The organism is Streptomyces sp. NPDC035033 (assembly GCF_040636735.1).
Taxonomy (GTDB): domain Bacteria; phylum Actinomycetota; class Actinomycetes; order Streptomycetales; family Streptomycetaceae; genus Streptomyces.
The window spans coordinates 41386-53638 of the sequence record NZ_JBEZUZ010000011.1 but is presented as its reverse complement, the minus strand read 5'-3'; the positions used below and the strand labels follow the sequence as shown (position 1 = coordinate 53638).

The following is a 12253-nucleotide window of genomic DNA, read 5'->3' as shown; positions in this document are numbered from 1 at the left end:
CCGAGGATTCCGGCGACCGACGACCGGAACCCGCCGGGGCTCCGGCGCCGCGGCCGTCACCCCCACGGATCCCAGGGAGCATCATGCCCACGCCACCGGAGGACCGTGAGCTCAGTCCGTACACCGGCTGGACCCGCGCCCACTGGGAGGACGCCGCCGACCGGCTCCTCCTCGCCGTCCGCCCGTACGCCTCCCCGCGCGGCGGCCGGATCGACCTCCCCGGCCCCCGCCCCAGCTGGTCCGGCGCCCGCTCCGACGGCCTGGAGGGCTTCGCCCGGACCTTCCTGCTCGCCGCCCTCCGCGTCGCCGGCGCCCGCGGCGAGGACCCGCACGGCCACCTCGACCGGTACGCCGCCGGGCTCGCCGCCGGCACCGGCGACGCGGACCGGGAGTCCTGGCCCCCGACGACCGGCACCCGCCAGGCGGTCGTCGAGTCCGCCTCGATCGCCCTCGCCCTGCGCCTCACCCGCCCCTGGCTCTGGGACCGCCTCGACGCCCGGACGCGCGAACGCCTCGCGGAGTGGCTGCTGCCCGCCCTCGGCCCGTCCCCCGTCGACAACAACTGGTGGCTCTTCGGCCTCACCGTCGCCGGCTTCCTCCGCGACGCCGGCGTCGAGACCGACCGCGCCGCCGCCACGATCGACCGCTCCCTCGCCCGGATCGAGGACTGGTACCTCGGCGCCGGCTGGTACAGCGACGGCGACAACCGCGCCTTCGACCACTACAACTCCTGGGCCCTGCACCTCTATCCGGTGCTCCACGCCCACCTCGCCGGCGACCGCGAGCTCCTCGGCCGGTACGGCCCCCGGCTCCGCGCCCACCTCGACGACCACGTCCACCTCTTCGACGCGAACGGCGCCCCCGTCCCGTACGGGCGCTCCCTGATCTACCGCTTCGCCGCGGCCGCCGCCCCCTGGCTCGGCACGCTCACCGGCCACACCCCGCTCACCCCCGGCGCCACCCGCCGCCTCGCCTCCGGCACCCTGCGGTACTTCCTCGACCGCGGCGCCACCGACGACCGCGGCCTGCTCACCCTCGGCTGGCACGGCCCCCACCCGCCGCTCGTCCAGCCGTACTCCGGACCGGGCTCCCCCTACTGGGCGGCCAAGGGCTTCCTCGGCCTGCTGCTCCCCCCGGACCACCCCGCCTGGACCGACCCGGAGGAAGCGCTGCCCGCCGAACGCGCCGACACCGCGCGCCCCTTCGGCCCCACCGGCCTCCTCGTCCAGACCACCGCCGCCGACGGACTCGTCCGCCTCCACAACCACGGCAGCAACCACGTCCCGATCGGCGGCCCCGACGGCGACGACCCCGGCTACGCCCGCTTCGCCTACGCCACCCGCACGGGCCCCACCACCGCCCCCGACCCGGCCGACAACCACTTCGCGCTGCTCCGCCCCGACGGCGCCGCCACCCACCGCGGCCCCGCCGAACCGCTCGCCACCGGCCCCGACCGGGCCGTCTCCGCGCACACCCCGCTCCCCGTCGTCCGGGTCGTCTCCACCACCCTCGTCCACGGCCGCGCCGAACTCCGCGTCCACCTCGTCCTGGACGCCCCGGAGGGGACCCCCGTACGGCAGACCGGCTGGGCCACCGGACCCGGCGGGCCCGTCTCCCAGCTCCACCCGGTCCACGGCTACGGCCCCGAGGTCGCCGAACTCCCCGCCGGGCCCACCCTCCAGGGCCCGGACCCGACCCGCGTCCCGGCCGTCCACGGCACCACCCGCGGGCCCGTCGCGCTCTTCGCGGCGCTCGCCTCGCTCACCGGCGAGCCCGACCCGGCCCCGGCCGCCGCCCTCGCGGAGGTCCGGATCACCGGCGGGACGAAGCTGCGCGTCAGGTGGTGGGACGGTGCCTCGGCGTGCGTCGACGCGGCCCCCGGCGGTCCGATCCCGCGGTGACCAGCGCCTGGACGGCCGCGGTCGCGGCGAGGGACCCGGCCCCGACCATGAAGGTGCCGATCAGGTAGAGGCCGCTGCCGTCGTCCGACCAGTCGACGAAGGCGGCGAGGGCGAGTCCGGCGGAGGTGCCGACCGCGCCGGCCGGGCCGTGGCCCCGCAGTGCCGTCCGGACCAACGGCAGGAGCAGGGTCAGCGCGAGCCCCACGACCTGCCACGTCTCGTACGGCCCCGTCTCCGAGCCGTCCGGGTGCACGTCGCGCCGCTGGTCCCAGCCCAGCCAGACGGCCCAGGCCGCGAGCGCGAGCAGGGCCGTCGGCACGCCGGCCGCGGAGGGGGAGAACTTGCGGAGAAGAATGTGGTCCATGCCCCGAGGATCGGGTGGCCGGCCGTGCCCGCACAGGGGCGGAGGTACTCGGTCCTCCCTGAGTACCCGCGCTACTGGGGTCCGTACTTCCGCCCCGCCTTCGACGACACCCCGCCGAGCAGCGCGCGCGGCGCCAGCTTCACCACGCCCATCAGGGCCTTGTAGCGCGGGTCCGGGACCGACAGGGTCTTCCCCCGCGCCAGGTCCGACAGGGCGGCCGCCACCAGCTTGTCCGCGTCCAGCCACATCCAGCCGGGGATGTTGTCCGTGCCCATCCCGGCCCGCTCGTGGAACTCGGTGCGCACGAAGCCGGGGCAGAGCGCCATCAGCCGCACCCCGCTGCCCGCGAGGTCCTTGGCCGCGCCCTGGGTGAACTGCACGACCCACGCCTTGGAGGCGCCGTACGTGCCGCGCGGCACGAAGGCCGCCACCGAGGCCACGTTCACCACCCCGCCCCGGCCGCGCTCCTTCATCGCGGCGGCCGCGGCCGAGGTCAGCCGGAGCACCGCCTCGCAGTGCACCGTCAGCATCCTCAGCTCGTCGGCCATGGAGACGTCGAGGAAGCGGCCCTTGTTGCCGAAGCCCGCGTTGTTCACCAGCAGGTCGACCGGGCGGCGCCGGTCGGAGAGCCGGGCCTCGACCGCGGCGATCCCCTCCTCCTCGGAGAGGTCCGCGGCGAGGACCTCGGCCTCCACGCCGTGCCGGTCGTGCAGCTCGGTGGCCTGCTCCCGAAGGCGCTTCAGGTCCCGTGCCACGAGGACGACGTCGTGCCCGTCGGCCGCCAGCCGGCGCGCGAAGGCGGCGCCGATGCCGGCGGTGGCTCCCGTGATCAGTGCAGTGGTCATACCGGAACCGTAGTGCCCGGTCCGCGCCCGGCCCGCGCGCCCGGGCCCGATGTTCAGCCGCCGTACGCCGGGGCGTACGGCGCCGTGTCAGGTACGGCGCCCCCGGCGCCGGGCGCGGCCTCCTCGGCGTACGGCTCCGGCGCCGGGTGCCGTCGTGTCCGGCGTACGGCTCCGGCCTCAGGCGCCGTGCTTGTCCACGTGGTTGCGGGCGAGGGCGAGCAGGCCGGACTCCATCCACTCCGCGGCCACCAGCGTCTCCGGCAGCAGCGCGCGCTCGGTGGTCGCCGCCCGGTGCAGGAAGGAGACGGTGATGCCGTGGTCGGGCCGGTGCACGACGGTGACCGGGTCGCCGGCCCGCACCTCGCCCGGCGTGATCACCCGCAGCAGCGCGCCCGGCCCGGCCTGCGCCCGGGTGAACCGCTTCACCCACCCCTTGGCGTCGACGCCCCGCTCCTCCAGGTGGCCCTGGAAGGTGCGGCAGGGGATCCGGCCCCCGGTCACCTCCAGGACCACGTCCTCGCCGATCCGCCACCGCTCGCCGATCAGCGCCCCGTTCACGTCCAGGCCGCTCGTCGTCAGGTTCTCCCCGAAGGAGCCGTTCGCCAGCTCCCGGCCCAGCTCCCGCTCCCACCGGTCCAGGTCCTCGCGGGCGAAGGCGTACACCGCCCGGTCGGCGCCGCCGTGGAAGCGCAGGTCGCAGACGTCGTCCCCGGCGACGCCGCTCGCCCCGACGCCGTCGGGGCCGGGGGACTCGATCCGTACGGGCCCGTCGACGGGGCGCTTGTCGATGCCCGTCTTCCCGGAGGCGGCGTCGGTGTAGCCGACGCTCTTCGCCCGGCCCGCGTTCACACTCAGCAAGGTCATGGGGGGAGCGTAAGCGGGCCGAGGAGCCCCCTCAAAGATTTGATCGAAGATTCGCGTCCGAACCCAAGAGTCGCTTATGCTCGAACCATGATCGAGGCACGCCACCTCCGCGTCCTGCGCGCCGTCGCCGCCACCGGCTCCTTCTCCGCCGCCGCGCGCGAACTCGGCTGCACCCAGCCCGCCGTCAGCCAGCAGATGAAGGCCCTGGAGTCCTCGGCCGGCACTCCGCTGCTGATCCGGACCGGCCGCGAGATGCGCCTCACCCAGGCCGGCGAGGCCCTCGTCCGGCACGCCGCCGGCATCCTCGCGGGACTCACCGCCGCCGAGGAGGAGGTCGCCGCCATCGCCGGCCTGCGGGCCGGCCGCGTCCGCCTGGTCTCCTTCCCCAGCGGCAGCTCCACCCTCGTCCCCACCGCGCTCGCCGCCCTGCGCGCCGCCCACCCCGGCACCCGGGTCTCCCTCGTCGAGGCCGAACCGCCGCGCTCCGTCGAGATGCTCCGCGAGGGCGACTGCGACATCGCCCTCGCCTTCCGGTACGGATCGGGCCAGGCCGCCTCCGAGTGGGACGACCTGGTGGTCCGCCCGCTCCTCACCGACCGGCTCGTCGGCCTGGTGCCCGAGGGGCACCCGCTGGCCGGCGCCGGCTCGGTGGGCATCGCCGAACTGGCCGGGGACTCCTGGATCGCGGGCTGCCCGCGCTGCCGCCGCCAGCTCGTCGACGTCTGCGAGAAGGCCGGCTTCGCCCCGCGCATCGACTTCGCCACCGACGACTACCCGGCCGTGGTGGGACTGGTCGGCGCGGGGCTCGGCGTGGCCGTCCTGCCGGAGCTGGCCATCGAGTCCGTACGGCCCAAGGGGGCGCGGACCGTGGCCGTCGAGCCCGCCGTGGAGCGGGAGATCGTGGCGCTGACCCTGCCGGACCTGGCCCACGTGCCGGCCGTCGCGGCCACCCTCGACGAGCTGGCCCGCGCTGCCACGCGCGCGTAGGCCGGGCCCGGCGCCACGCGCGCGCCCGGGAGAAGTGCGGATCGGGTCGCGTCAGGTCATGTCGGGTCGCTTCGGATCGCGTGGGACCGCTTCAGATCGCGCCAGGCTCGGGGAAACGTTCCTTCAGGCGTGCCCCATGACCGACCGGCCGGCCGCCGGGGCCGGCGCCGCCGTGATCAGGCGGTTGCGCGCGCGTCCCATGAGTTCTTCGCGTTCGTCCTCGGTGAGGCCGCCCCAGACGCCGTAGGGCTCCCGCACGGCGAGTGCGTGTGCCGCGCACTCCGCGCGGACCGGGCACCGCATGCAGACCTCTTTCGCCGAGTTCTCACGCGCACTCCGTGCCGCGCCGCGCTCTCCCTCAGGGTGGAAGAACAGGGAGCTGTCCACTCCGCGGCAGGCCGCGAGGAGTTGCCAGTCCCACAGATCGGCGTTGGGTCCGGGAAGGCGGGAGAAATCTGCCATTGCGCTAGTCCCCTTGAAACCGTGTCGAAACGGGTGGGTGGGCGGGTGGTGGCTGTCGCCCCGGGGCTCCTCGTTCCCCGGTGGTCCGGATCTATCCGAACTACTGTCGATGTAGATGTAAATATGACTCATTGCGAATCTAGCCACAGACACTGCGAAAAGGGAAGAAAACCCGCTAAATGGGGCATAGCTTCTGCTGTGTGGACGCAACGACCTGCGACGCTCTTCTCCGTGCACGGCCCCTCACAAGGAGTGCCGAAGGTCTCGTCCGACCCGTAACTCTTTCGAGTGACCATCGTTGAGAGTGCGAGGCGGTTGAATGAACAAGCGATCGGGCAGGTGTCCGGGAGCGTCAACCGCACAGGTGACGATACGTACCAGCCCTGGAGGCTCAAGGTGACGCGCATCAGCTGCGAGAGCCGCGGAGGTCAGTCATGACGTCCGTCCTCGTCTGCGACGACTCCCCGCTTGCCCGAGAGGCGCTTCGCCGCGCGGTCGCGACCGTGCCCGGCGTGGAGCGCGTGACCACCGCGGCCAACGGCGAGGAAGTCCTCCGCCGCTGGGGCGCGGACCGCTCGGACCTCATCCTGATGGACGTGCGCATGCCCGGCCTCGGCGGTGTGGAAACCGTCCGCCGACTGCTCTCCGCCGACCCCGGCGCCCGGATCATCATGCTCACGGTCGCCGAGGACCTCGACGGCGTCGCGCTCGCGGTCGCCGCGGGTGCCCGTGGCTACCTGCACAAGGACGCCTCGCGCGCCGAGCTGCGGGCCACCGTCACCCAGGCGCTCGCCGACCCGACCTGGCGGCTCGCCCCGCGCCGGCTCCGTTCGGCCGAGATGGGCGCCGCCCCCACCCTCACCGCCCGCGAGATCCAGGTCCTCGAAGGCATGAGCCACGGCCGGTCCAACGCGGAGATCGGGCGCGAGCTCTTCCTCTCCGAGGACACGGTCAAGACGCACGCCCGACGCCTCTTCAAGAAGCTCGGCGCCTCGGACCGGGCGCACGCCGTCGCGCTCGGATTCCGCTGGGGCCTGGTCCGCTGAATCGCCGGTCACCGGCCGTCTCCCCGTCCGTACCCCCGTCCGCCGAGGGGCGGACGGGGCGGGCCTGTGTCACTTCCCCGGCCGATGCCGCATCCTTGAGGTGTGGAGTTCCTCGGGGACGAGTCGATCGAGCGGAAGGGGAGGGCGCCAGAGATGAATCCCGGCGCACCTGCTCATAACGCTTCGGTGCACAACTACGGACACGGTGCCACGGACGAGCGGGCCTCAAGGCACCATGGAGCGATGCGCGACGACGAGACCATGGGTTCCCCCATGCCTGCCGGGCAGGGGGAGATCGGTGCGCTCGTCCACCGCGCCGTCGAAGGGGACGCGCAGGCCACCCATGACCTGCTCGCGCGCGTCCACCCCCTCGCGCTGCGCTACTGCCGCACCCGGCTCAGCCGGCTGCCCGGCGACGCCCGCCACTTCGTCGAGGACCTCGCGCAGGAGGTCTGCGTCGCCGTCCTGATGGCCCTGCCCCGCTACAAGGACACCGGCCGCCCCTTCGAGGCGTTCGTCTTCGCCATCGCCGGGCACAAGGTCGCCGACCTCCAGCGGGCCGCCATGCGCCACCCCGGCTCCACCGCCGTGCCCTCCGACGAGATGCCCGAGCGGCCCGACGACTCCCTCGGCCCCGAGGAGCGCGCCCTCCTCAGCGACGACGCCGAATGGGCCAAGAAGCTCCTCGCCAACCTCCCGGAGAACCAGCGCGAGCTCCTCGTGCTCCGGGTCGCCGTCGGGCTGACCGCCGAGGAGACCGGCCAGATGCTCGGCATGTCCCCGGGCGCCGTCCGCGTCGCCCAGCACCGCGCCCTCAGCCGGCTCCGCGCCCTGGCCGAGCAGTAAGCCTCACCGGGCCTCGTCGTCCCTTTCGTCCACGTACGAAGGTCCAAAGCTTCCCGCTGATCTTGCTCGTGGAATGAGACACCGCTCCGGCCCGTTAGCATGGACATCCCGCACCGATCAAGGCCATTTGGGAAGGTGTCATGACTGCCAACGTCGACGGAGTGCCCGAAAAATTCGCGACACTCGGGCTGACCTACGACGACGTGCTGCTGCTGCCGGGAGCCTCCGAGGTACTCCCCAACGCGGTCGACACCTCGTCCCGCATCTCTCGCAACGTCCGGGTCAACATCCCGCTGCTCTCCGCGGCGATGGACAAGGTGACCGAGTCCCGCATGGCGATCGCCATGGCCCGCCTGGGCGGCGTCGGCGTCCTCCACCGGAACCTCTCCGTCGAGGACCAGGTCAACCAGGTGGACCTCGTCAAGCGGTCCGAGTCCGGCATGGTCACCGACCCGATCACGGTCCACCCGGAGGCGACCCTCGCCGAGGCCGACGCCCTCTGCGCCAAGTTCCGCATCAGCGGCGTCCCCGTCACCGCCCCGGACGGCAAGCTCCTCGGCATCGTGACCAACCGCGACATGGCCTTCGAGACCGACCGCAGCCGTCAGGTCCGCGAGGTCATGACGCCGATGCCGCTGGTCACCGGCAAGGTCGGCATCTCCGGCGTCGACGCCATGGAGCTGCTGCGCCGCCACAAGATCGAGAAGCTGCCGCTCGTCGACGACGAGGGCGTCCTTAAGGGCCTCATCACCGTCAAGGACTTCGTCAAGGCGGAGAAGTACCCGAACGCCGCCAAGGACGCCGAGGGCCGGCTGCTCGTCGGCGCGGCCGTCGGCGCCAGCCCCGAGGCCCTGGAGCGCGCCCAGGCGCTCGCCGCCGTCGGCGTCGACTTCCTCATCGTCGACACCTCGCACGGCCACAACAGCAACGCCCTCAGCTGGATGGCGAAGATCAAGTCCAGCGTGAACGTCGACGTGATCGGCGGCAACGTCGCCACCCGCGACGGCGCGCAGGCGATGATCGACGCCGGTGTCGACGGCATCAAGGTCGGCGTCGGCCCCGGCTCCATCTGCACCACCCGCGTGGTCGCCGGCATCGGCGTCCCGCAGGTCACCGCGATCTACGAGGCGTCCCTCGCGGCCCGCGCCGCCGGCGTCCCGCTGATCGGCGACGGCGGCCTGCAGTACTCCGGCGACATCGGCAAGGCGCTCGCCGCCGGCGCCGACACCGTGATGCTCGGCAGCCTCCTCGCCGGCTGCGAGGAGTCGCCCGGCGAGCTGCTCTTCATCAACGGCAAGCAGTTCAAGTCGTACCGCGGCATGGGCTCGCTCGGCGCCATGCAGTCCCGCGGCCAGGGCCGGTCCTACTCGAAGGACCGCTACTTCCAGGCCGACGTCACCTCCGACGACAAGCTCGTGCCCGAGGGCATCGAGGGCCAGGTGCCGTACCGCGGCCCGCTCTCCTCCGTCGTCCACCAGCTCGTCGGCGGCCTGCGCCAGACGATGGGCTACGTGGGCGCCGCCACCATCGAGGAGATGGAGTCGAAGGGCCGCTTCGTCCGGATCACCTCGGCGGGCCTCAAGGAGAGCCACCCGCACGACATCCAGATGACGGTCGAGGCGCCGAACTACAGCAGGAAGTAACAGCGCGCGACGACGGGGGCGGTTCCGGCATGTGGCCGGAGCCGCCCCTCGCGCGTGTGTCGGGGATACTGGTAGGCGCAGACATAGAGGGAAAGGCCACACATCGTGACTGAGATCGAGATCGGGCGCGGCAAGCGCGGCCGCAGGGCGTACGCGTTCGACGACATCGCCGTCGTACCGAGCCGGCGCACCCGGGACCCGAAGGAGGTCTCGATCGCCTGGCAGATCGACGCCTACCGCTTCGAGCTGCCCTTCCTGGCCGCCCCGATGGACTCGGTCGTCTCCCCGCAGACCGCCATCCGCATCGGCGAGCTCGGTGGCCTCGGCGTCCTGAACCTCGAAGGGCTCTGGACCCGGTACGAGGACCCGCAGCCGCTGCTCGACGAGATCGCCGAGCTGGACGAGGCCGCCGCCACCCGCCGTCTGCAGGAGATCTACGCCGCTCCGATCAAGGAGGAGCTGATCGGGCAGCGCATCAAGGAGGTGCGCGACTCCGGCGTCGTCACCGCCGCCGCGCTCTCCCCGCAGCGCACCGCGCAGTTCTCCAAGGCCGTCGTCGACGCGGGCGTGGACATCTTCGTCATCCGCGGCACCACGGTCTCCGCCGAGCACGTCTCCGGCGCCGCCGAGCCGCTCAACCTCAAGCAGTTCATCTACGAGCTGGACGTCCCGGTCATCGTCGGCGGCTGCGCCACGTACACCGCCGCCCTGCACCTGATGCGGACCGGCGCCGCGGGCGTCCTGGTCGGCTTCGGCGGCGGCGCCGCGCACACCACCCGCAACGTGCTGGGCATCCAGGTCCCGATGGCGACCGCCGTCGCCGACGTGGCCGCGGCCCGCCGCGACTACATGGACGAGTCCGGCGGCCGGTACGTGCACGTCATCGCCGACGGCGGCGTGGGCTGGTCCGGCGACCTGCCGAAGGCGATCGCCTGCGGCGCGGACGCCGTGATGATCGGCTCCCCGCTGGCCCGCGCCACGGACGCGCCCGGCAAGGGCCACCACTGGGGCATGGAGGCCGTCCACGAGGACGTGCCGCGCGGCAAGCTGGTCGACCTGGGCATCGTCGGCACCACCGAGGAGATCCTCACCGGCCCGTCGCACACCCCGGACGGCTCGATGAACTTCTTCGGCGCCCTGCGCCGCGCGATGGCCACCACCGGCTACAGCGAGCTCAAGGAGTTCCAGCGCGTCGAGGTCACCGTCGCGGACGCGCAGCACAAGCGCTGACGCTCCTTGTACGTGCGCGAGGGGCCCCGCACCGGCCGGTGCGGGGCCCCTCGCGCACGCGCGCGTGCTCCGGGTCAGTCGGAGGCGCCGGCCTTCCTGGCGCCCGAGAAGGCGGCGACGGGGCCGAGCGCGAGGAAGAGGAAGGTCATCGGCTCCTTGGTCTCGTTCCACGCGTCGGTCAGCATGCCGAAGTGCTGGAAGAAGAGCTCGGTGAAGGAGAAGCCGTACTCCTTGGTGGCGAAGACCGCGATGCCGACGAGCTGGCCGAGGTAGACGGCGCCGAGGGAGAGGATCGCGCTGACGACCGGCAGCACGGGGTTGCCGCCGCCGACCTTGCCGGCGGCGAAGCCGACCGCGAAGCCGACGCCGACGGCGGCCCAGCCGATCTCGACCTCGACGCCGCCCATGATGGCGCCGTAGACGCCGGCGGTGACCAGCGCGGCGACGACGGCGGCGAGGATGCCGAGGCCCACGTTGTTCCGGCGGGGCGCGGGGGCGGGCGCCGGCGGGTAGGCGCCGAACGGGTTCTGCCCGGCGGGGGCCTGGCCGTACGGGTTCTGCCCGGCGGGGTTCTGCGCGTACGGGTTCTCTCCGGCGGGCTGCTGGGGCGCGCCCTGGGAGTACGGGTTGCCGGGCGGCGGAACGGGCTGGCTCAAGGTGGTCCCCCTGGGTGGACGGCGCACGGGTGTGCGATCGAGAGGGCCGGACACTAGCAGCCCGTTCCGACAGTGGCCCACCCGTTACCTCCGGCTCAGAGGCGGTGCGCCGTGCCCGCCGGGGTGGCGCCGCGGGTGTCGAGGAGGAGCTGGGCCTTCACCGCGAGGCCCTGGAGGTCGTAGACGCGGTGGTGCTGGAGCAGGATCGTCAGGTCGGCGTGGGCGGCGGCCTCGTAGAGGGAGTCCGCGCGGGGGACGGGCAGGTCCCGCACCCGCCAGTCGGGGACGTGCGGGTCGTGGAAGCTGACCGCCGCGCCGAGGTCCATGAGGCGGCCGGCGATCTCGTCGGCGGGGGAGCCCGCGCGGTCGGCGAGGTCGGGCTTGTACGTGATGCCGAGGAGCAGGATCCGGGCGCCGCGGGCGGACTTGCCGTGCTCGTTGAGGAGCGCGGCGGCGCGCTGGACGACGTACCGCGGCATCCGCTGGTTGACCTGGCCGGCGAGTTCGACGAGGCGGAGCGGGCGGTGGGCGCCCAGGTGCTCGACGGGGACGCCGTGGCCGCCGACGCCGGGGCCGGGGCGGAAGGCCTGGAAGCCGAAGGGCTTGGTCTCGGCGCAGCGGATGACGTCCCAGAGGTCGACGCCGAGTTCGTGGCAGAGCACCGCCATCTCGTTGACGAGGGCGATGTTGACGTGCCGGAAGTTGGTCTCCAGGAGCTTGACCGTCTCGGCCTCGCGGGGGCCACGCGCGCGTACCACCTTGTCGGTGAAGCGGCCGTAGAAGGCGGCGGCGGACTCGGTGCACGCGGACGTGAGGCCGCCGATGACCTGGGGGGTGCCGGCGAGGCCGGGCAGCCGGTTCCCGGGGTCGAGGCGGCCGGGGGAGTACGCGAGGTGGAAGTCGCGGCCGGCCCGCAGCCCCGAACCGGCCTCCAGGAGCTCCCGGAGCGGGCCCTCGGTGGTGCCCGGCGGGACCGGGGACTCCAGGAGCACCGTGGTGTGCGGGCGCAGCCGGGTGGCCAGCGCGCGGGCGGCGTCGGTGACGGCGGTGAGGTCGAGGGCGCCGTCGGGGCCGAGGGGGGTGGGGGCGCAGAGGACGGCGGTGCGCACCCGGCCGAGCTCGGCCGGGCTGGTGGTGGCGCGGAAGCCGCCGGAGAGCATCCGGCGGATCTCGGAGGCGGTGAGGGAACCGTCGACCGGGGGGCGGCCGGCGGCGAGTTCGGCGACCGGGCGGGGGTCGGTGTCGAAGCCGACGGTGGCGATGCCCGCGGCGGTCGCGGCCTGGGCGAGGGGGAGTCCGTGGTGGCCGAGGCCGATGACGGCGAGATCTGCGGGCATGGGGGTGTGCCGTCCTTCCCGGTAGCCGTGGTGTGTCGCGCACGCAGCACATACGCAATGTCAGACTAGGAG

At 73.6% G+C, this 12253-nt stretch carries 12 protein-coding genes; 6 read left to right on the top strand and 6 right to left on the bottom strand.

The window, feature by feature from the left end; translation table 11 throughout:
* Positions 1-83 precede the first annotated feature (83 nt).
* Positions 84-1901, top strand: coding sequence for a DUF2264 domain-containing protein (locus AB0E83_RS07340; RefSeq protein ID WP_362107291.1), 1818 nt, complete (start codon positions 84-86; stop codon positions 1899-1901).
* Here AB0E83_RS07340 and AB0E83_RS07335 read toward each other — a convergent pair.
* The 3 genes from AB0E83_RS07335 to AB0E83_RS07325 form a co-directional block, all read right to left on the bottom strand.
* Positions 1837-2265 carry a hypothetical protein gene (locus tag AB0E83_RS07335; RefSeq protein WP_362107288.1) on the bottom strand — a complete coding sequence of 143 codons (429 nt, stop codon included), beginning with the start codon at positions 2263-2265 and terminating at the stop codon, positions 1837-1839. The two genes, AB0E83_RS07340 and AB0E83_RS07335, sit on opposite strands and share 65 nt — an antisense overlap.
* A gap of 71 nt (positions 2266-2336) precedes the next feature.
* Positions 2337-3110 carry an SDR family oxidoreductase gene (locus tag AB0E83_RS07330; RefSeq protein ID WP_362107285.1) on the bottom strand — a complete coding sequence of 258 codons (774 nt, stop codon included), beginning with the start codon at positions 3108-3110 and terminating at the stop codon, positions 2337-2339.
* 177 nt (positions 3111-3287) lie between these two features.
* The gene (locus tag AB0E83_RS07325) at positions 3288-3974 is read right to left on the bottom strand and encodes an MOSC domain-containing protein (RefSeq protein ID WP_362107282.1); all 687 of its coding nucleotides are present in this window, start codon (positions 3972-3974) and stop codon (positions 3288-3290) included.
* Positions 3975-4061: 87 nt separating this feature from the next.
* On the opposite strand from AB0E83_RS07325, the gene AB0E83_RS07320 reads away from it, so the two are divergent.
* Positions 4062-4961 (top strand): LysR family transcriptional regulator, encoded by a 900-nt coding sequence (locus tag AB0E83_RS07320; RefSeq protein WP_362107279.1) that lies wholly within the window; start codon positions 4062-4064, stop codon positions 4959-4961.
* Between the two features lie 123 nt (positions 4962-5084).
* On the opposite strand, the gene AB0E83_RS07315 is transcribed toward AB0E83_RS07320, so the two are convergent.
* Positions 5085-5423, bottom strand: coding sequence for a WhiB family transcriptional regulator (locus tag AB0E83_RS07315; RefSeq protein WP_362107276.1), 339 nt, complete (start codon positions 5421-5423; stop codon positions 5085-5087).
* Positions 5424-5857: 434 nt separating this feature from the next.
* Here AB0E83_RS07315 and AB0E83_RS07310 point away from each other — a divergent pair, with 434 nt between their 5' ends.
* The 4 genes from AB0E83_RS07310 to AB0E83_RS07295 all read left to right on the top strand — a co-directional run bounded on the left by AB0E83_RS07310 (position 5858) and on the right by AB0E83_RS07295 (position 10188).
* Positions 5858-6469, top strand: a complete 612-nt coding sequence (locus AB0E83_RS07310) for a response regulator transcription factor (RefSeq protein ID WP_003948568.1) — start codon at positions 5858-5860, stop codon at positions 6467-6469.
* A 243-nt stretch (positions 6470-6712) separates the two neighbouring features.
* Entirely contained in the window at positions 6713-7315 is a 603-nt protein-coding gene (locus tag AB0E83_RS07305) for a sigma-70 family RNA polymerase sigma factor (RefSeq protein ID WP_362107274.1), read from the top strand.
* A 140-nt stretch (positions 7316-7455) separates the two neighbouring features.
* Entirely contained in the window at positions 7456-8958 is a 1503-nt protein-coding gene (guaB, locus tag AB0E83_RS07300; protein WP_362107271.1) for an IMP dehydrogenase, read from the top strand.
* Between the two features lie 105 nt (positions 8959-9063).
* Positions 9064-10188 (top strand): GuaB3 family IMP dehydrogenase-related protein, encoded by a 1125-nt coding sequence (locus AB0E83_RS07295; protein WP_362107268.1) that lies wholly within the window; start codon positions 9064-9066, stop codon positions 10186-10188.
* Between the two features lie 74 nt (positions 10189-10262).
* On the opposite strand, the gene AB0E83_RS07290 is transcribed toward AB0E83_RS07295, so the two are convergent.
* Both AB0E83_RS07290 and AB0E83_RS07285 read right to left on the bottom strand, forming a co-directional pair.
* Positions 10263-10844 (bottom strand): hypothetical protein, encoded by a 582-nt coding sequence (locus tag AB0E83_RS07290; protein WP_362107265.1) that lies wholly within the window; start codon positions 10842-10844, stop codon positions 10263-10265.
* A gap of 95 nt (positions 10845-10939) precedes the next feature.
* On the bottom strand, positions 10940-12181 hold the full coding sequence (locus AB0E83_RS07285) for a nucleotide sugar dehydrogenase (protein WP_362107262.1): 1242 nt from the start codon (positions 12179-12181) through the stop codon (positions 10940-10942).
* Between the last annotated feature and the right edge of the window lie 72 nt (positions 12182-12253).

Excerpts from the sequence above, each read along its gene's own strand:
- AB0E83_RS07340 (WP_362107291.1), top strand. The coding sequence starts at position 84 with ATGCCCACGCCACCGGAGGACCGTGAGCTCAGTCCGTACACCGGCTGG.
- AB0E83_RS07335 (WP_362107288.1), bottom strand. The coding sequence starts at position 2,265 with ATGGACCACATTCTTCTCCGCAAGTTCTCCCCCTCCGCGGCCGGCGTG.
- AB0E83_RS07330 (WP_362107285.1), bottom strand. The coding sequence starts at position 3,110 with ATGACCACTGCACTGATCACGGGAGCCACCGCCGGCATCGGCGCCGCC.
- AB0E83_RS07325 (WP_362107282.1), bottom strand. The coding sequence starts at position 3,974 with ATGACCTTGCTGAGTGTGAACGCGGGCCGGGCGAAGAGCGTCGGCTAC.
- AB0E83_RS07320 (WP_362107279.1), top strand. The coding sequence starts at position 4,062 with ATGATCGAGGCACGCCACCTCCGCGTCCTGCGCGCCGTCGCCGCCACC.
- AB0E83_RS07315 (WP_362107276.1), bottom strand. The coding sequence starts at position 5,423 with ATGGCAGATTTCTCCCGCCTTCCCGGACCCAACGCCGATCTGTGGGAC.
- AB0E83_RS07310 (WP_003948568.1), top strand. The coding sequence starts at position 5,858 with ATGACGTCCGTCCTCGTCTGCGACGACTCCCCGCTTGCCCGAGAGGCG.
- AB0E83_RS07305 (WP_362107274.1), top strand. The coding sequence starts at position 6,713 with ATGCGCGACGACGAGACCATGGGTTCCCCCATGCCTGCCGGGCAGGGG.
- guaB (WP_362107271.1), top strand. The coding sequence starts at position 7,456 with ATGACTGCCAACGTCGACGGAGTGCCCGAAAAATTCGCGACACTCGGG.
- AB0E83_RS07285 (WP_362107262.1), bottom strand. The coding sequence starts at position 12,181 with ATGCCCGCAGATCTCGCCGTCATCGGCCTCGGCCACCACGGACTCCCC.